Raw genomic sequence first — 18,578 nt, 5'->3', positions numbered from 1 at the left:
CCGAGCGTCGTTGTCCCTCCCCGGCGCCCCGATGCAAAATGCCACGCCTGTCGCAGGGGCGCCCGGCGCCGCTGGAGGGCGCGCGACACGGCCGCCGGTCCACCGCGATTCACGAGGTCTCCCGAGGCGCGGCGCGCTCGCGGCCAGATCTCGAGAGGAAAAATGCCTCGACGGACACGGCGGCAGGCGCAGCTGCACGGGGACCGGGGAGCGGAGGCTCCGCGCGAGGGGCGGACTCGACCGCTCACTGGGTCGGGTCCACGACGCGGCCGACGAACAGGATGGCGCCGGTGGCGATGTCGCGGATGAAGAAGAGGAACGGGCGGTCGAAGCGGATGGTGGCGGGCGCGGGCGCCGTCCTCTCGATGATGACCACCGCCGTCGCCGCCGCCGCCTCGGTGCCCGCCTCGTCCACGGAGATGAACGCCTTGTGGAGCACGTCGCCGATGAAGAGCCCGCCCTGCCCGTCGATGCCCGAGAAATCCGCCAGGCTCGTGAACGCGATGGGCATCCCCCGCGCCACGAGCGGCTCGACGAGGTCCAGGGTCGACTCGAACTTGAACCGCGGCAGCGTCATCGTGACGCTCCGCGTCCCGAGCGAGGCGAGGACGCCCTCGAGCCACTCCCTGTCCATCTCGGCCCCGCGCGCCCCGATGTCCGACGGCAGCACCAGCACCATCGACAGCTCGCCGCCGTCATAGGGCAGCTCCAGCGCCTGGAAGCCGTCGCCCTCGCCGTAACCGACCTGCGCGCCGCCGGTCATCATCGGCACGGAGACCGCCGTGCCGTCCAGCAGCGTGAAGTCGCCCGGGGCCGTGTCGTCCTCGTCGAAGGGGAACTGCCATGCGGCGTTGAAGTAGACGGCGTTCGTCACGACGAGCCGGGTGGCGGGCTGGATGGCGCCCTCGGGGAGGATGTCCTTGATCCGGTCCTCGGTCCGCTCGGCCACCCAGCCGTTGATGATGCCCCGCGCCTGGTCGGGCGCCTGCGCGAAGTCGACGACGTGCAGCCCGGCCCCGTAGCTCTCGGCGAGCACGTCGAGGAACGACGGCGCGATCGAGGCGCCGACCTGCCCCCAGAGCGCGTTCGCGACGTTGAGCCGGAACCCCTCGCCGTCCTGCCCCTCGGCGCCCTCGCCGCGGCTCGCCAGCGCCAGGTCGAGCGCGTTGAACGCCGGGTGCAGCCGCTCCTGCGGCAGCGTGAAGCGGAGCGCGCGCATCATTTGCGCCTCGGTTTCGCCTCGCGCGCCGGCGTACGTCATCGCGAGCGCGCTCGAGACGCTGTACGGCGAATAGATGAGGTTGCTCCCCCCGCCCGCGAGCGTGCTGTAGAGGTCGAGCGCGAAGGCCGTGTTGCCGGCGACGAGCTCCCTTGTGTCGGCCTCCGGCACAGAAGGCTCGCGGACCCGCGCCCTGTCCGCGGCGACGACGCAGCCGGCTGTGTCGGGATCGCGGCACGCGGACGGCGAGGGCTGCGGATCCGGCGCGGCGCTGTCGAGGGTGCAACCCGCGAGGAGCAGGGAAAGGGGCAACAGGGCGACGGGGAGCGAGGGCCTACGCATGCCGCCCGGCAGAGCAGAGGGCGTGCCGGAGCGCCGGGGACGGCCGCAACCCGGACGCGATGGCCGCTCCGGCAGGCCGGCGGGGCCGCAGCCCGGGCCGGCAGGGCCGCAAACCGGGCCGGCGGGGCCGCAAACCGGGTGCGATGGCGCGCCGGACCGGGCCGCAGCCGGGCGCGGAGGCCCGCGGGGGAACGGCGGACCGTGAACGCGGGCGCTCGCGGAGGCCCGGGGCGGCTCACCGTGGCGCTGGCGCCGGCAGGCGAGACGTGCGCCGCGGCCGCGCGTGGTAGCATCGCGCCGGCCATGCGAGGAGAGCGAGAGACGGCCCCCACGGAGGCGCGGCGCCCGTGATCGTCGTCGTGATGGGCGTGAGCGGCGCCGGGAAAACCACGGTGGGGCAGCGCCTCGCGCGCGACCTCGGCTGGGAGTTCGTCGACGCCGACGACCTCCACCCCGCCGCCAACGTCGAGAAGATGCGCGCCGGCAAGCCGCTCGACGACAGGGACCGCGCGCCGTGGCTGGCCGCGCTCTCCGCGTGCATCCGCCGCCTCCTCGACGAGGGGCGCGACGCCGTGCTCGCCTGCTCGGCGCTCAAGGCCGCTTACCGCGCGCAGCTCCTCGTCGACCCCGCCCGGATGCGCCTCGTGCACCTGACCGGCGAGCCCGCGCTGATCGCCGCGCGCCTCGCGACCCGGAGCGGCCACTTCATGCCCGCCGGCCTCCTCGCGACGCAGCTCGCCGCGCTGGAGCCGCCCGAGGACGCCCTCCGCGTCGACATCGGCGGCACCCCGGACGAGATCGCCGCCGACATCCGCCGCGCGCTCGGGCTGTGAGCCGGGCGCCTGTGCGCCGTCAGTCGGTCTCCGTCACGCGGCTGACGAACAGCGCGCCCTGATCGCTGGAGAAGCTCGCGCTCCCGAGCGCGAGCGTGCCCCGGAAGAACCCGGCCATCATCGGCTTCTCCCACGGGTCGAGCTCCAGCCCGACGATCTGGACGTCGACGCCGAGGCGCTGCGTCCACTGCGCCTCGCCATCCTCGCTGAGGCCGGCCGTCCACGCGCTGCACGCGCCGGCGTCGCAGAGCGCGTCGCCGGCCAGCACCACGCCCCGCTCGCTCGCCGTGACCTGGCGGGGGCTCTGCGCGTCGAAGCGCTTCACCCAGAGCACCTCGCCGTCGTCGCCGATCTTGGCCAGGAACGGCCGCGGCCCGCCCGGCAGACCGGGGTCGCCGAAGACGCCGTTGCCGGAGAGCAGCGCCGCGCCGTCCGGATCCACGGCGATGTCGTAGGCCATCTCGAGCTGCTCCGACGAGCCGCGGAACCGCTTGTGCCATGCGACATCGCCGTCCTCGTCCAGCTTGGTGACGAACGTCGCCGAGCCCCGCGCGTCCTGGGCCGCGAGGATCGCGTTGCCGTTGTCGTCGACCTCGATGCCGATCTCCTCGGTGTCCGAGCCGCTCGGCGGCAGGCTGGCCCACACGAAGCGGCCCGAGGCGTCGAGCCGGACGACGAAGGTGCCGAGGCCGCGCCGCTCGATCCGCGCGCCCCGCGCGCCGCCGACCCTCGCGGCCCCCTCGAGCTTGCCGAGCACGCGCACGTGGCCGTCGCGATCCACGGCCAGCGCCGTGCCGCCCAGGATGGCGTCCTCCTCGCCGGAGATCTGCGCCGCCCAGCGGACGGCGCCGTTCGGGCCGAGCTTCGCGACGAACAGGTCGGAGCCCCAGGACGAGCCGGCGGTGAGCCGGTGCGCGCCGAGCTCGAGGGTGCCGGTGAACGCGCCGAGGACGAGCGCGCTGCCCCCGCTCCCGGCGACGACGTCGATGGCCCGCTGCTCCCCGGCGTCGCCGAGCTGCGTGGCCCAGAGCAGGTCGCCGCACGCGTCGAGCCGCGCCACGAAGGCGTCGGACTCCCCCGCGCTCTCCAGCCGGGTGCCGCCGAAGGCGAGCTCCCCCTCGAAGGAGCCGGCGAGCAGCGTGCGGCCCGACGTGTCGACCGCGAAGCCGCGCAGGGTCGCGCTCGCGCCGGCGAACTGCCGGACGAACGAGCGCCGCTTGCAGGCCGGCAGGGCGCGCGCGGACACGCCGGGCTCGGCCGCGCGCTGGACGCCCCCGTCGCGTTCGACCGCGGCGTCCTGGCACAGCCCCGCGCCGTCCGCTGCGCCCGTCCCGCACATCGCGGAGGGCGATCTGTGCTCTGCGTTCGCCCCCGCCGGCGCGGCGCCGTCGCGCCCCGGCTCGCTCTCCGCAACGCCATCCGCAACGCCCGAAGCGCAACCAGCTCCCCAGCAGATGACCCCACAGAGCGCGCTCAATGCCCCCAAGACAGACCGCATACTGCACTTCTCCTCTCCCGTACCGACCGGGCAGGTTGGAAACATTGCAGGATGTGGACCAAGGCCGGTCCCTTTCAAAGATCTCGCGAGTACGCACAATCCAATTTCTCTGGATCCATGCGAACTCATCTGGGATGGCCCCGTCCGATCGGTTACAACCGCTTCATGTTCTCTTCACGCCGCCATTTCCTTTCCATGACCGCCGCGGCGGGCTCGATGGCTGCGCTCGGCTGCTCGCCCCCGACGAAGCCCAGCTCGCCCGCGGCCGCCGGCCCGGGGAGCGCCACGCCGCGCGCGCCCGGGCCGGCCGAGCCAGCCGCGCCGGGATCGTCCGAGTCGCCGTCGCCGTCCGGGAGGTCGTCCGCCAAGAAGACGCTGCTCGTCCTCGGCGGGACAGGCTTCCTCGGCCCTGCCATCGTCGAGGCGGCGAGGGCGCGCGGCTATACCATCACCCTCTTCAACCGCGGCAAGACGCGGCCTCACCTCTTCCCCGATATCGAGAAGCTGCACGGCGACAGGGACCCGGCCAAGGGCGATGGGCTCAAGGCCCTCTCCGGCCGCGCGTGGGACGCCGTCATCGACAACTCCGGGTACGTGCCGCGGATCGTCAAGGCGTCGGCGGAGCTGCTCGCCCCGAGCGTGCGACAGTACGTGTTCATCTCGAGCCTCTCCGTCTACGCGAGCCACACGACGCCGGGCGCGGACGAGACGGCCCCTGTCGCGACGATGCCGGATCCCACCGTCGAGGCGATGGGCAAGGACTTCGAGAACTACGGCCCTCTCAAGGCGCTCTGCGAGCAGGCCGCCGAGGCCGCGATGCCCGGCCGGGTCACGCGGGTTCGCCCCGGCTTCATCGTGGGTCCAGAGGACCCGACGGACCGATTCACGTACTGGCCTGTCCGCGTCGACAAGGGCGGAGAGGTCCTCGCGCCGGGCGCGCCGCTCGACCCGATCCAGATCATCGATGTCCGCGATCTGGCCGAGTGGCTCGTCACCGTCGTAGAGAACCGGACGACTGGCATCTTCAACGCCGCCGGGCCCGGCGAGCCGCTCACGATGGGCGGGCTGCTCGACGCGTGCAAGGCCGCCTCGGGATCGGACGCGCGCTTCACGTGGGTCAGCGCGAAGTTCCTCGAGAAGCCCGGCGGCGAGCCGGTCGACCTGCCCATCTGGGCGCCCGCCGAGGGCGAGACAGGCGCGTTCCACCTGCGAAGCGCCGAGCGCGCGCGCAAGGCAGGGCTCGAGTTCCGCGCCGTGCAGGACACGGTCAAGGACACGCTGTCGTGGTGGAAGACTTTACCGCCGGAGCGGCAGTCGAAGCCGCGGGCCGGCCTCTCGCCGGAGCGCGAGGCGGAGCTCCTCAAGGCGTGGCGCTCGCGGAGCGCGCGGCCGAAGAAGACCGGGGCGCTGCCGCCGTAGCGCGCCCGTGCCGCCTTCAGGTAGGATGCGGAGGCACGAATCCAGCGGACGTCGCGCCGCTGGAGGAGCCCGCCGTCGCGGGCGACGATCCCTCCATGGCCCCCTACCCATCTACGATCACGAAGGAGCTCCCTGCGAGCAAAGGGGCCGCCGCGCGGACGCCCGGAGCTCTCTGCTGGCGCCCCCGCGATCGCCTCGGAGATCGTGATGAAGCTCCTCTGCAAGCCGGCTGACGAGCGCTTTCCGGGCGCCCAGGCGCTGAAGGTCGATGTCGAGGCGTGCCTGCGGCGCTGGGATGCGCGCGCGGGCACCGTCTCGTGGGACCTCGGGGCCCTCGCGGAGGCGCAGCTCCTGGACGACGGCGCCTCGTCCACGCAGCGCACGCTCGACCGGCTCTCGCCCGCCGCGCGGCGCGCGGTCGCGCTCGGCGCCTGCATCGGCCACGAGGTCGACGCGGCCACGCTCTCGCAGCTGGCCGAGCAGCCGCAGGCCGAGGTGAACGCGCTGCTCCGCGAGGCGGAGAGCGCCGGCATCCTCGCGCCGCGGGACGCGAACGGCGCCCCCGGGCCGCTCGATGATGACGCGCTGCGGCTGCGCTTCCTTCACGACGGCGTGCACCAGGCCGCCTACGCCGCGCTGCCGGACGCGGAGCGGCGCGCTGTCCACCTGCGCCTCGGGCGCATGGCCGAGGCGCGGTCGCAGCGGCAGCGCTCGGACGAGGCGCTCTTCGAGGCGGCGCAGCACCTGAACCTCGGCGCGCCGCTGATCGTCGAGCCGCGCGAGCGCGCGGAGCTCGCCGCGATGAACCTCACCGCCGGCCGCAAGGCGAAGGAGCGCGGCGCGCCCCCCGCGGCGGCCGACTTCTTCGAGGCCGGGATCTCGGCGCTGCCGGACGGGAGCTTCAAGCGGGATCACGAGCTCGCCTTCTCGCTGCACGCGGAGGCGGCCGAGTGCGCGTACCTCGGCGGCCAGATCGAGCGGGCGGAGGCGCTGCTCGAGGTGCTCGCGGCCGAGGCGCGCTCGGACCTGGAGCGCGCCCGGGCGCACGAGCTGCGCATCGCCGTGTACACGACGCAGGGGCGGCTCGAGGAGGCGCTGGCGCTCGGGAAGACGGCGCTGGCGATGCTCGGGGTGCCCCTCCCCGAGGACGGGCCCGCGGCGCGGAAGGCGGCCGCGGACGCCGAGCTCGCGGCCGCGCGCACCGCGCTCGGCGCGCGCCGGCTCAGGGACCTGCTCGACGAGCCGGAGACGTCCGACGCGCGGACGCGCGCGGCGCTCCGGCTGCTCATGTCGCTGACCCTGCCGGCGGCGCTCGTGAGCCCGCCGCTCTTCACCTTCGTCGCGGCCAGGCAGGTCAACCTGTCGCTGGAGCGCGGGCACGGCGGCGTGTCCGCGTACGGCTACATGGCGTACGCCTGGGTCGCCGCGCGGGCGTTCCGCCGCTACGACGAGGCCTACGAGCTCGGCGAGCTCGCGCTCGAGATGGGCGAGCAATCCGGGCAGCAGGAGCTCGCGTGCCGCCTCCGCGTCCTGCTCGGGGCGCACGTCAGCCCCTTCGCGAAGCACCTGCTCTCGAGCCTCGATCTCTTCAAGGAGGCCCAGGAGGCCGGGCTCAGGGCGGGCGATGTCACGTACGTGGCGCAGGCGTGCGTCCACACGGCCCTGATGCGCTTCGGGCTCGGCGACGAGTGCGAGGCGGTGCGGGACGAGGTCGACGGGTTCCTCGGGCTGGCGCGGCAGGCGCGGGAGGAGCTGGCCGTCGCGGCGCTGACCAGCGTGCGCCGCGCGCTCGACGAGCTGATGGATCCGTCGCGCGGCGGCGTGTCGCGCGCGCCGGACAGCCGCGCGTCCCACGACGCGGCCCAGGAAGAGCGGCTCGCGGCGCCGAGCTACAGCGCCGTCGCGCTCGTCCGCGCCGCGATGCGGCAGCAGCTCTGCTTCCTGCTGGAGGACTACGAGGGGGCGCTGCGGATGGGGTCGCTGGCCGAGGCGAAGATGCACGGCGGGGTCGGCGACCACCTCGCGACCGAGGTCTTCTTCTACACGTGCCTGGCGCAGCTCTCGCCGGCGCTGTCGCGCGGACGGCAGCTGAGCGCCGTCTCGCTGGCGAGCTACAGGGACCGGCTCGGCGAATGGGCGGAGCAGTGCCCGGACAACTACCGGCACAAGCACCTCCTCGTGCGCGCGGAGTCCGCGCGGGCGGCCGGCGAGGAGCTGGCGGCGATGAAGCTCTACGATCAGGCGATCGAGGCCGCGAAGGTGAACGGGTTCGTCCGGGACGAGGCGCTCGCCAGCGAGCTCTGCGCGAAGTTCCACCTGGCGAGCGGGAGGGAGCGGATCGCGCACGTCTACATGATGGACGCGCACGAGGGCTACGCGCGGTGGGGCGCGACGGCCAAAGTGCGTCAGCTGTCGCGAAAGTACCCGCACCTCGTGGCGCGGGTCGGGCTGCTCGGGCAGCCGAGCCGGCCGCCGGAGGGCTCGATGCCGCCGAGCGTCGAGCGCGCCGGCGGGATCGACGCGATGGCCGTCCTCCGCGCGTCGCGCGCGCTGTGCGGGGAGCTCGTCCTGGAGCGGCTCTTCGAGCGGCTGCTGCGGGTCGTCAGCGAGAGCACGGGGGCGCGGCGGGCCGTGCTGCTGCTGGCGCGGGACGGGGCGCTGACCGTGGAGGCGGAGCGCACGATCGATCCCGAGGAGATGCGCGTCGGCCCGCCGACGCCGCTCGAGGAGGCCGGGGGCCTCGCGGCGAGCGTCGTCCACCATGTGGCGGAGACGCAGCAGCCGGTCGTCCTCGGGAGCGCGGCGACGGACGAGCGGTTCGCGGAGGACCCTCACCTCGTCGAGGCCGGCGGGAGGTCGATCCTGTGCCTGGCCATGACGCATCAGGGGCGGCTCGTGGGCCTGGTCTACCTGGAGAACGACGCGGCCGCCGGGTACTTCCGGGCCGCACAGGTCGAGCTCTGCGGGCTGCTCGCGTCCCATGCGGCGGTCGCCGTGCATAACGCGCTGCGGTATCGCGAGGCGCAAAGCGCGTCGATCGCGCTGCGGCGGTCCCATGAGGCGCTGGCGGCGGAGGTCGCGCGGCTCACGGAGGAGCTCCGCCGAGCCGGCGGCGGCGGCGAGGGGCAGAGCGCCTAGGAAGCTCCCAGGAGGCCTGCCGTCGATCAGGGCATGACACGGGTGTCGCGGTGCAGGATGGGAACCTGGATGGCCATGGGCTCGGCCATCGGCCCTCGAACATCGGCCTTCCCCGCGCCGCGCGACGAAATGCGCCTGCTCGGGGCTGCGTCGACGCGGGCATGACACCGGTGTCGCGGTACAGGATGAGGGCTTGAACCGCCAGCGCGCCGCCCTCAACAGAGGCTGAGTCGCCCCGGGGATTTGCTTGCTCCGGGTCGCTGCACCCGACAAGCCGAGCGCGGCGATCGATCGTGCAGCGGCCGCATACCGCCATGCGAAGGACGTGTGCCGCCATGCGAAAGCGGCACGCCGCTGCGCGAATGGGGCGTGGCAGCGGTGCTGCGCGGCGCGATGGATTTGCCATCGCTGGCCGCAACTCGGCCCTCCGGACCGGATTGAACCGGCACCGTGGACAGATGAGCTAAGGTGAAAGCGCTCGGGATTCAAGGGGCAACGGGACGAAGCTTCTCATCCCAACCTCCCTGCCCCTTTCCGGGCCAGAAACGAGCTCCTCCCCCGCCACCCACGCTGCGGGTTTGCGAGGGAAGAGCTCTAGAGATGCGCTGGGTTCAGGCGCCGCCGCCCGCGCCACCGGTGCCGCCGCCCGCGCCGCCGGTGCCGCCGCCCGCGCCGCCGGTGCCGCCGCCCGCGCCGCCGGTGCCGCCGCCCGCGCCGCCGGTGCCGCCGCCCGCGCCGCCGTCGCCGCCGTTGCCGCCCTCGCCGTCGTCGCCGCCCTCGCCGTCGTCGCCGCCCTCGCCGCCGTTGCCGCCGGTGCCGCTGGTCGACGAGGTGGTCGAGGCGGTCGACGGCGGATCATCGGCGTCATCACCGCATCCCGCGCCGATCATCATCATGGTTGCGCCAAGCAGCAGCGCGCTCGCAAAGATGCTCTTCGAAGCTTTCATGTATCGTTCTCTCCGTTGGGTTGTTCCCCCCCAAAGAATGGCTCGGTACAGCCCCGCGCCGACCACTGCGTCACACCCGTGCAGGTCACTCCATGCCGGAAAATGCACGAAACGTGCGCTGGCGAGCCACACCAGCACTCACGTGCAGTGGCTCGGTGTCAACGTCGTGATGATTCCGTTATTGTGGATAATAGGCCACCATACTGGATTACGCAAGCATTTTGTCTCACTGCATCATCGTTGCATGTGCGCAGCCCACCGCGAACGCCCGCCGGTCAAGCACATTCGCCGACACGCCGGACACCTATTGAAGTGCATCGTGGCAGTGAGCGGCGAACAACGGTCGGACTTGACGGGACGTCCGCCATAGCGGATCCACCTCCAGCGTTGAGTCCCCATGAGCCGGAGCCCAGCCCGCCTGCGCGACGTGGACGAGCACCGCCAGCGCAGCGCGACCGGCGCCGCGAGGGAGCTTCGTCTGGTTGCCGCTGTGGCATTGGATCCCGGTCTGGCCATGAGGAGACGCCTCGTGAGCTGCAAGTCCCAGGCCTGGAGCTCGCCGGCCGCGGCGCGAGCGCTGCGCTCGCCGCGCTCGGATGAGCCCGCTGTCGCCCGCGACGGCACGACCTGGTGGACGTGCTCGCCAACGTCGATGGCGCGAGGCAGGAGGCCGCCGGGGGCAAGTCGAGGGGGCGCTGCGGCAGGGGCGCCGGGACCACGCCGGAAGCGCGCTGTCCTCGTCGCGAGCGCGGGACTCCCCGAGACGTGCTATCGAGCCCGCGCGCCCGCTGTAGAGCTCAGGTGCGATGTGCGAACGGGGGGGAAACGAAGGAGAGCCCCTTCAAGGATGCTTCGTTACCCGATGCCCTTCGTGCGTTTCCCGAGGAGCGGCGGGGTCGAGCGCGCGTGAGGGCTTCCCTCTGCCCGCCGGCGCTCGCCGCGGCCATCAGGGGTTGATCTCCTCGCTGGAGCCGCGGTCCCTGGCGCGTGAGAGCTCGCCGGCGCGGGCCCGGGCCGCGAGGCTGGCCACGGCGGCGACGAGGGCGGCGGGCTCGATCGGCTTCGTGGCGTGCATGTGGAAGCCGGCGTCGAGGGCGCGCTTCTGATCCTCCTTGCGGGCATAGGCCGTCAGCGCCAGCGCGGGCAGATCGCCGCCGGCGTGCGGTGGGCACTGCCGGATCGCACGGATGAGCTCGTAGCCGTCCTCGCCCGGCATCGCGATGTCGCTCACGAGCACGTGCGGGCGGGCCGCGACGAACGCCGCGAGCGCCTCGCGGGCCGACGCCACGGCCGTCACCTCGGCGCGGTGCTGCGACAGCACCTCCTGGAGGAGCTCCCTGGCGTCCGCGTCGTCCTCGACGAGCAGGACGTGCAGCCCGCCGAGATCGGACGGGGCCGCGGAACACGCGTGAGATGGGTGGGATGCGTGCACGCGCGAGCGCGCCTCCCTCGGGGACCCGGCCAGCGGGCTCCGGCCAATCCCGAGCAGCGGCAGCCGGACAACGAACGTCGACCCCTTCTGGAGCCCGGGGCTCTCGGCGACGACCGAGCCGCCGTGCGCCTCGACGATGTGGCGCACGAGCGACAGCCCGATGCCGAGCCCGGCGTGCGCCCGCCGGCTCGTGCTGTCCGCCTGGCGAAAACGCTCGAAGACGAAGGGCAGGAAGTCCGGCGCGATCCCCTCCCCGGTGTCGCGCACCGTGAGCTCCGCGTAGGCGCCGGCCCGCCGCAGGGAGACGAGGATGTGATCGCCGGGGCGCGTGAACTTGAGGGCGTTCGACGTGAGGTTCGAGACGACCTGCTGGAGCCGATCCGCGTCGCCCTTCACCTCGATCGCTGGGTCGAGCGAGACGTCGATCGTGAGCCGCTTCGCCTCGGCGGCCGGGCGGATCGCGTCGATGGCGACCTCCACGACCGACGCGAGCGACATCGGCGCCGCGTTGATGCGCAGCTTGCCCGTCGCCACCCGGGAGACGTCGAGGAGATCCTCGATGAGCTTCGTCTGCGCGGCCACGTTGCGCTCGATCACCTCGAGGCCGTGGGACACCCGCTGCTCGTCGAACGGCTCGCTGCGCAGGAGGTGCGTCCAGCCGAGGATCGCGTTGAGCGGGCTGCGCAGCTCGTGCGAGAGCGTGGCGAGGAACTCGTCCTTCAGGCGGTTCGCCTCGCGCGCCTCGGCGTGGACGCAGTTCTGGATGGCGATCGACGCGAGCTGCGCGAGCTGCACGAGGACGGTCTCGTCGTCGTCCGCGAACTCGCCGTCGCGCCGGTCGGAGAGCTGGATGCAGCCGATGTTCTGGCCGTCCGCCGCGGTGAGCGGCACGGCGAGGAACCCCCGCGGCGGCGGCGTTCCCGCGCCCTCGTCCAGCCACTCCGGGTGCTGCGCGAGCTCCCGCTGCGTCATCCGGAGCGGCCGGTTCCTGCCGCACACGAACGCGGACAGCCTGCCGGCGACGGGGGGCGGCGCCTCCTGCTGGAACGTCGCGTACCGCTCCGACAGCGACACCGCGGTCCGCGCCCGCTCGCCGGGCCTCTCCAGCTTCACGAGCGTCATGGCCTGATGCGCGCCGGCGACGTCGCGCGCCGCGTCCGTGATCGCCGCGACCATGGCGTCGAGCGACAGGGCAGCGTTGATGGTGAGCGCGGCGCGATTGAGCCGCTGGAGCTGCTCGGCGTGGGCGCGCAGCGACTCCGCCTGGAGCCGGATCTGCTGCGTCTTCTTGAAGAGATCGACGAAGACAGACACCTTGGTGCGCAGGACCTCGGGGGCAAACGGGGTCATGATGTAGTCCACGGCCCCGAGCGAATAGCTGCGCTCGACATACAGGCGCTCGGTGTGCGCCGTCAGAAAGATGATGGGCGTGTGCCGCGTGCTCCGCCGCTGGCGGACGAGCGTCGCGGTCTCGAACCCGTCTATCTCCGGCATGTTGATGTCGAGGAGGATGACCGCGAACTCCTCCTGAAGGAGGCAGCGGAGCGCCTCCCTGCCGGACGCCGCCTTGACGATGTTCTCGCCGAGCGGCGCGAGGACAGCCTCCAGGGAGAGGAGCTGCTCGGGCCTGTCATCGACGACCAGGATGTTGACCCTGCCTACTTCTGCCCTCATCCCGCGTCTCCTTGCCCACCGCCCCGATGTCAGCGCCGTCGCCAGCCTCGCAGCATCCTCAGGAACTCTCTTCTGTCCACCGCTTTCAGGCGCGATCGGGCGCGCCGATGCGCCGCCCGACGGAACGCAGCGAGACGGTGTCGCAGGATCGGCGGCGCGCGCGCGCGCGGCAGCTCGCAACCCTGCGCCCGCGCGCCGCCGGCGACCCCACACGTCGAGACCCCCGCGCGCGCGCCGGGCGCGCCGGCGGACGGTCCCCGGCCCTTCCGCTCCCACCCCCGGAACGCTCGGACCTCCCGGCGAGGCCGCTCCGTTGTCCCATTCCAGCCCTCCCTGAATGCACCGACGAGCCCGTATCGTAATCGAGTCGCGGTCTTACCGGCGACCCAGGGCTGACCTGCAGTGCCAATGGGGGGGCTCCTGATGCTCCTTCATGATCCCCGCAGAGGAACCCTACACCGAAGCGCGTCCACGTGGAAAGAGGATTTCGGCGTCAGATCGGGCGAACGCCGCTTGTCGGAGGTGCCGTGAGGGAGCTCGCGAATCGGCGAGCGAGGTCTGGACTGGACAGCGCGAGAGGCCGAGAGCGCGGAGCGCTGCGGACTGCCCCTGTGTCCGTCGTGTTTCTGCAGTGAGGAGTTTGTCGCCCGCGCGGGGCGGTCAGGTGGAGGAGCGCCGCTCCTGGAGGGAGCGCGAGTGCCGGAGGATCACCTCGAAGACCTCGGCGACGCCGTCGGGGTCGAGGCCGAGCTCGGCGGCGCGGCGGCGGCGCGACTCCATGAGCCGCGCCTCGCGCACGGGATCCCGGACCGCCGCGCCGATGGTGGCCTTGGCGCGCGCGGCGCGCTGGACGAGCTCGGAGCGCCGCGCGAGCAGGCCGACGAGCTCCTGATCGAGCTCGTCGATCAGCTCCCGCGTCTCGCGGAGCTCGGGGGAGAGCGATCCGAGGTCGGGGATCGCGAGCTTGGCGACGTCCTCGGGCGCGGCGTCCGCGGTCGGGACGTCGAGGGTGCGGTCGACGGCGACGAGCGCGTTGATGAGGCGGCGGCGCGCCTCGCCCGCGAACGGGTTCTCGCGGTGCAGCGCCGCGAACAGGTGGCCGGCGTCGACGCGCACCGTCTCGATCGTGTGCGCGATGCCCTGGAACGAGGGCGGCGCGTACGGCGCGCCGGCCGGCACGCCCGCGTCCAGCATGCCCTTCGCGATGAAGAACGCGAGCGCGTGCGTGAAGGCCATCACCCGGTCGTGCTCGTCCGGGGCCTGCTCCAGCACCTGGCAGCCGATCCGCTCGAACAGCGCGACGACGCGGCGCACGGCGTCCGGGTGCGCCGGGTTCGGGCACACGACCGCGCGCAGCGGGCGCTCGCCGCGCGCGAGGCTCGCCGGGCCAAACAGCGGGTGCGTCGCGACCCACGGCCGCTCGGCGCCGAGCACCTCGGCCATGGCGCTCGCCGGCACGGTCTTCACGCTGCCGACGTCGGCCACGATCTGCCCCGGCGCGAGGTGCGGCCGCAGCGACACGAGCGCCTCGCGCATGGCCGGCACGGGGACGGCGACGAGGACGAGGTCCGCGCCGTCCAGGAGCTCCGGGAGCGAGGCGGCCCGCACGGCGCCCTGGACGTCGGCGATGTCGGCGCGCGGATCGAGCGCGCGCACGGCGATCCCTGCGTCGCGCAGCAGCGCGCCGAGCGCCGCGCCGAAGCGGCCATAGCCGAGGAATGCGACCTTGCCGATGCGCGCGGGCGGAGCGGAACCGCCCCCGGAATGCGGGAGAGTGTGCGCCATGCGGCGGATACTACGCCAGCCGCTCCGCGCCGACGCGACGTTTTCTCGACGCGGCCAGGCGGCCCGCGCGGCGCTTCAGCGACGCCCGGCGCTGGTCGGCGACGCGGCCCCCTCCGGGCGCTCGGCGGGCGGATCGCCGGGCGCCCCGGAGCGCACCGCGACGATGCCGAGGAGCGCGATCAGCGACGCGATGGCCGCGATCAGCGCGAGGCGCGCCGCGCTGCGCCCCCGGTCCGGCGCGCCCGGCTCCGGGGCCCGCGAGGACGCCGGCGCGCTCTGCCCGGCGACGTCCAGCGGCGGGCGCGGCGGCGCGGCGCGCAGCCGCGCGTCGACGCCGAGGCCGAGCCCGATGGTCGGGAGCGAGGCGCGGGGGCGCGGGGGGAGCGTCGCGCCGAGCACCCGCGCGGCGCGCTGCGCCCGCTCCTGGCCGGTCGACGACGCATGCGGGGCGAGCGCGAGCGCCAGCTCGGCCACGTTCGCGGGCCGCCGCGACGGGTCCTTCGCGAGGCAGCCGAGGAGGACGCGCTCGACGGCGGGGGGGATGTCGGGCCGGAGCGCGCTCGGGAGCGCCGGCTCCGCGCGCGCGACGCGCAGCGCGAGATCGGCGAGCGCGCTGGCCTCGAACGGCGGCTGCCCCGTGAGCAGCCGGTAGAGGATCGCGCCGAGCGACCAGATGTCGGCGCGGGCGTCCGCCGGATCGGACGACCGCACCCGCTCAGGCGCCATGTAAAGCGCCATGGAAAGGGGCGCGCCGAGCCCCCCGTCGGGCTGCGCCGGGGCGCCGCCGTCGCCCTCGCGCGCGCCGGGCGGCTCCTGCGCGGTGCCGAGGTCGAGCACCTTGACCAGGGTCGCGCCCCCGGGCGCCGTCGTGAGGAACAGGCTCGCCGGCTCGAGCGCGCCGTGCACGATCCCCGCGGCGTGCGCCTCGGCGAGCGCCACGCACGCCTGCAGCAGGAGGTCGAGGGCCTCGGGGAGCTCGAGCGGGCTCCTCTCGCGGAGCAGCTCGGAGAGGTCTCGCCCCTCGAGGTACTCGGTGACGGCGTAGGGGACGCCCGCGCCGAGCTGGCCGACGTCGAGCACCCGCGCGACGTGCTCGCCCTTGAGCTGCATCGCCGCGCGCGCCTCCCGGAGGAACCCCTCGGCGCGCGCAGGGGTGCAGTCGCCGGGCAGGAGCCTCAGCGCGACCCGCTGCTCACGGGCGAGGTGGCTGGCGGCGACCACCGTCCCGGCCTCGCCCCAGCCGAGGATCCGGTCGACCCGGTACTGCTCCGCGATCACGTCCCCTGCGACCACAGGTGCGTTCATCAAGGCTCCCCGAGCGCGCGCACCGGCTCAGGCGCAGCCGCCCACCCCGGACATGCGTGGGTTCATCCTAGCACCTTCGTCCCCTGAATTGGCGGTCGTCGCGTGTCCACAATGGGCCTGAGGACGGCCCGCGCGAGCGACTGCGCGGAGAGCACGAGAGCGCGTGAATGTCGTTCAGCCGGGCGCACCTGAGCCCTCGAGATGAGGCCAGCCGACAGACCGACACGACCTATCGCACCACAGGACAGCTCGCCCCCGGACGACGGACAGCGCTCCCTTCCGTTCCGAGCACCAGCCCCCGGCGAGCGACCTGCCGCGCGCCCGCCCGCCGCAGGGAGGGCGGGCCACCACGGCAGGCCACGGCCGGCGGGAGCGCGCGTTTACCGGAGCGCGGCCATCGCCGCCATGGCCGCCATCCATGCGCTCGGGTGCGCGGACACGCCGCTCGACGATCACGACGCCGCCAGGACCGAGCTGCGCGCCCTGTCCGCGCAGCCGGCCGCGCGGGACCTCCCGGCCGGCGGCGCGCTGACGCGCGCGGGGCGACGCGATCTCGCCGCAGCCCGCGGCGGCGCGGCGGCTGAAGACGCCGCGCCGGCGGAGCCCGCGTGGATCGCCGTCGGCTGGATGGTGACGCCGCGCGGCGAGCACACGGCGACCTTGCTGGACGACGGCAGGATCCTCATCGCAGGGGGGCTCTTCGGGACCGTCGGCGGGCTGTGGCTTTGCCCGGCCTCGTTCTCGCAAACCCGCCTGGACACCGCGGAGATCTACGATCCCGCGACCACCGCGTTCTCGCCCGCCGCGTCGATGTCCCGCGCGCGCCTGGAGCACACGGCCACGCGCCTCTCGGATGGCAGCGTGCTGGTCGTCGGCGGGCTCGACGCGGCGGACAGCGCCGAGATCTACGACCCGGGGCTCGACGCCTGGCGTCCGGCCGCGCCGCCGCTCCTCGGGCGAAGGCGCCACGCGGCCACGCTCCTCGCCGACGGGAGGGTCCTCCTCACCGGAGGAGCCGACGCTGGAGGCTCGCCCACGGCGAGCGTCGAGCTGTACGACCCGACCACCGGTACGTGGAGCGAGGGGCCCCCGATGGCAGCGGCCCGCGACGGCCATCCATCGGTCCGCCTGCTCGACGGCCGCGTGCTGGTCACCGGCGGCGCAGCCGGGGAGCACGCGGGCCGCGCCGAGATCTTCGACCCCGCGACGACGAGCTGGTCGGCGACCGCCCCGCGCGAGAGCGTCACCCGCCACCTCACCGCGACGCTGCTCGAGGACGGGCGGGTGCTCGCGACCGGGCGGGCCGGCCTCGCGGAGGTCTACGATCCTGTCGCGGACGTCTGGACATCGGCCCCCGGCAAGCTCGGCGACACGCCCACGAGCGGCTCGATCGAGGAGCGCAACTACGTCTACAGCAACGGCGTGTTCGGCGAGGCGGCCGCGCGGCTCCCCGACGGACAGGTCATGATCAGCGGGGGCATCGAGGGGGTCATCTACGAGCCTGCCTGGGGAGGGACCGCCTGCTCGTCGGCGGCGCTCGAGCACGCGCACACAATCCACGGCCGGGTGCAGACGTACGATCCCGCCGGCACCACGTGGTCGCCGGCGCCCTGGCTCTCCGCGCGCGGGTACCACACGGCGACGCCGCTCCAGGACGGAGCCGTCCTCGTGGCCGGCGGATACACCTTCTCCTGGGGCGCCCGAGATGTGGCGAGCACGCACACCGCGTTCGTTTACGACACCCCGAAGGAGAACGGCGCCGGCTGCTCGCGCGCTGGCCAGTGCGCGAGCGGATTCTGCGTGGACGGCGTGTGCTGCGCGTCGGCCTGTGATGGCGGCGTGTGCGACGCCTGCTCGGCGGCGGCAGGGGGCGCGCAGGACGGCCTCTGCACCCCGCTCGAGGGGATCGCGTGCGACGATGGGAACGCGTGCACGCAGGTCGACACCTGTCAGGCAGGCGCCTGCACGGGCGGGAGCCCCGTCGCGTGCGCCGCGCCCGATAGCTGCCACGTCGCCGCGTGCGATCCGGAGAGCGGCGCCTGCGCCGCCGCGCCCGCCCCCGACGGCGCGCCGTGCGACGATGGCGACGCCTGTACGCAGGTCGACACCTGTCAGGCAGGCGCCTGCACGGGCGGGAGCGCGGTCGCGTGCGCCGCGCCCGATGACTGCCACGTCGCGACGTGCGATCCGGAGAGCGGCGCCTGCGCCGTCGCGCCCGCCCCCGACGGCGCGCCGTGCGACGACGGCGACGCCTGCACGCGGGTCGACACCTGTCGGGCGGGCGCCTGCGCCGGCGCCGATCCCGTCCTGTGCACCGCGCCCGACAGCTGCCATGTCGCCGCGTGCGATCCAGGGACGGGCGCGTGCGTCGCCGCGCCCGCGCCCGACGGCACACGCTGCAACGACGGCGACGCCTGCACGCGGGTCGACACATGTCGGGCAGGCGCCTGCGCCGGCGCCGATCCCGTGCTGTGCGCCGCCCCTGACGGCTGCCATGCCGCCGCGTGCGATCGCGTGACGGGCGCGTGCGTCGCACCGCCGGAGCCCGATGGGACGGCGTGCGATGATGGTGACCCGTGCACGGGCGGCGATTCCTGTCACGCGGGCGTCTGCGCTGGCGTCCCGTCGAGCGCCGGCGCGTGCGGGGGCGGCGGGACAGACGCCGGGGCTGGCCCCATCGACGCCGGCAGCGACGCCGCGGCCGGCGGCGCGGATGCCGGCCCTGAGCTGGACGCCGGCGGCGCGGATGCCGGCCCCGAGCAAGACGCCGGCGGCGCGGATGCCGGCCCGACCCCCGCCGCCGGCGACGAGGTCCCCCCGGCGGGCGGCTGCAGCGCGGCGGGCTCGAGGGGCGACGGATGGACGCCCGCCGTCGCCGGTCTGGCGCTGCTCCTTGCCTCGCGCCGCAGGCGAACGAGCCGCGCCGCCCGCTCCCCGTAGCAACCGTCTGGCAGGCTCGCGCTCCCGCACGGTGCGGGGTCGGCCG

10 protein-coding genes are annotated in these 18,578 nt (G+C 74.2%); 4 read left to right on the top strand and 6 right to left on the bottom strand.

The genetic code is table 11. The features are described 5' to 3' along the window. Positions 1–244: 244 nt before the first annotated feature. Positions 245–1,561, bottom strand: coding sequence for a serpin family protein (locus tag WMF24_RS07010; protein WP_437735583.1), 1,317 nt, complete (start codon positions 1,559–1,561; stop codon positions 245–247). 347 nt (positions 1,562–1,908) lie between these two features. Here WMF24_RS07010 and WMF24_RS07005 point away from each other — a divergent pair, with 347 nt between their 5' ends. After that, positions 1,909–2,394, top strand: a complete 486-nt coding sequence (locus WMF24_RS07005) for a gluconokinase (protein WP_437735582.1) — start codon at positions 1,909–1,911, stop codon at positions 2,392–2,394. 19 nt (positions 2,395–2,413) lie between these two features. Here WMF24_RS07005 and WMF24_RS07000 read toward each other — a convergent pair whose 3' ends face one another. After that, on the bottom strand, positions 2,414–3,733 hold the full coding sequence (locus WMF24_RS07000) for a hypothetical protein (protein ID WP_437735581.1): 1,320 nt from the start codon (positions 3,731–3,733) through the stop codon (positions 2,414–2,416). A gap of 324 nt (positions 3,734–4,057) precedes the next feature. Here WMF24_RS07000 and WMF24_RS06995 point away from each other — a divergent pair, with 324 nt between their 5' ends. Together WMF24_RS06995 and WMF24_RS06990 are read left to right on the top strand one after the other, a co-directional pair. Next, positions 4,058–5,311, top strand: coding sequence for a twin-arginine translocation signal domain-containing protein (locus WMF24_RS06995; RefSeq protein ID WP_437735580.1), 1,254 nt, complete (start codon positions 4,058–4,060; stop codon positions 5,309–5,311). Between the two features lie 207 nt (positions 5,312–5,518). Then, positions 5,519–8,449, top strand: a complete 2,931-nt coding sequence (locus WMF24_RS06990) for a GAF domain-containing protein (protein ID WP_437735579.1) — start codon at positions 5,519–5,521, stop codon at positions 8,447–8,449. Positions 8,450–9,060: 611 nt separating this feature from the next. On the opposite strand, the gene WMF24_RS06985 is transcribed toward WMF24_RS06990, so the two are convergent. From WMF24_RS06985 to WMF24_RS06970, 4 genes are all read right to left on the bottom strand, one after another. Beyond that, the gene (locus tag WMF24_RS06985) at positions 9,061–9,396 is read right to left on the bottom strand and encodes a hypothetical protein (RefSeq protein ID WP_437735578.1); all 336 of its coding nucleotides are present in this window, start codon (positions 9,394–9,396) and stop codon (positions 9,061–9,063) included. A gap of 946 nt (positions 9,397–10,342) precedes the next feature. Next, the gene (locus WMF24_RS06980; protein ID WP_437735577.1) at positions 10,343–12,502 is read right to left on the bottom strand and encodes a response regulator; all 2,160 of its coding nucleotides are present in this window, start codon (positions 12,500–12,502) and stop codon (positions 10,343–10,345) included. A gap of 660 nt (positions 12,503–13,162) precedes the next feature. Next, on the bottom strand, positions 13,163–14,287 hold the full coding sequence (locus WMF24_RS06975) for a prephenate dehydrogenase/arogenate dehydrogenase family protein (RefSeq protein ID WP_437735576.1): 1,125 nt from the start codon (positions 14,285–14,287) through the stop codon (positions 13,163–13,165). A gap of 75 nt (positions 14,288–14,362) precedes the next feature. Beyond that, a complete protein-coding gene (locus tag WMF24_RS06970; protein WP_437735575.1) occupies positions 14,363–15,592 on the bottom strand; it encodes a serine/threonine-protein kinase in 1,230 nt (409 codons plus the stop codon). A gap of 405 nt (positions 15,593–15,997) precedes the next feature. On the opposite strand from WMF24_RS06970, the gene WMF24_RS06965 reads away from it, so the two are divergent. Next, positions 15,998–18,532, top strand: a complete 2,535-nt coding sequence (locus WMF24_RS06965) for a Kelch repeat-containing protein (protein WP_437735574.1) — start codon at positions 15,998–16,000, stop codon at positions 18,530–18,532. Positions 18,533–18,578: the final 46 nt, after the last annotated feature.

Source organism: Sorangium sp. So ce1335 (assembly GCF_051521615.1).
GTDB lineage: Bacteria > Myxococcota_A > Polyangia > Polyangiales > Polyangiaceae > Sorangium.
Note: the sequence above shows the minus strand (reverse complement) of the source record. Positions and strands in the feature narration are given on the sequence as shown.

Bases quoted from the DNA above. Each gene is read 5' to 3' on its own strand.
- WMF24_RS06965 (WP_437735574.1), top strand. From the start codon at position 15,998: ATGGCCGCCATCCATGCGCTCGGGTGCGCGGACACGCCGCTCGACGAT.
- WMF24_RS06970 (WP_437735575.1), bottom strand. From the start codon at position 15,592: ATGAACGCACCTGTGGTCGCAGGGGACGTGATCGCGGAGCAGTACCGG.
- WMF24_RS06990 (WP_437735579.1), top strand. From the start codon at position 5,519: ATGAAGCTCCTCTGCAAGCCGGCTGACGAGCGCTTTCCGGGCGCCCAG.
- WMF24_RS06980 (WP_437735577.1), bottom strand. From the start codon at position 12,502: ATGAGGGCAGAAGTAGGCAGGGTCAACATCCTGGTCGTCGATGACAGG.
- WMF24_RS06975 (WP_437735576.1), bottom strand. From the start codon at position 14,287: ATGGCGCACACTCTCCCGCATTCCGGGGGCGGTTCCGCTCCGCCCGCG.
- WMF24_RS06985 (WP_437735578.1), bottom strand. From the start codon at position 9,396: ATGAAAGCTTCGAAGAGCATCTTTGCGAGCGCGCTGCTGCTTGGCGCA.
- WMF24_RS06995 (WP_437735580.1), top strand. From the start codon at position 4,058: ATGTTCTCTTCACGCCGCCATTTCCTTTCCATGACCGCCGCGGCGGGC.
- WMF24_RS07000 (WP_437735581.1), bottom strand. From the start codon at position 3,733: ATGTGCGGGACGGGCGCAGCGGACGGCGCGGGGCTGTGCCAGGACGCC.
- WMF24_RS07010 (WP_437735583.1), bottom strand. From the start codon at position 1,561: ATGCGTAGGCCCTCGCTCCCCGTCGCCCTGTTGCCCCTTTCCCTGCTC.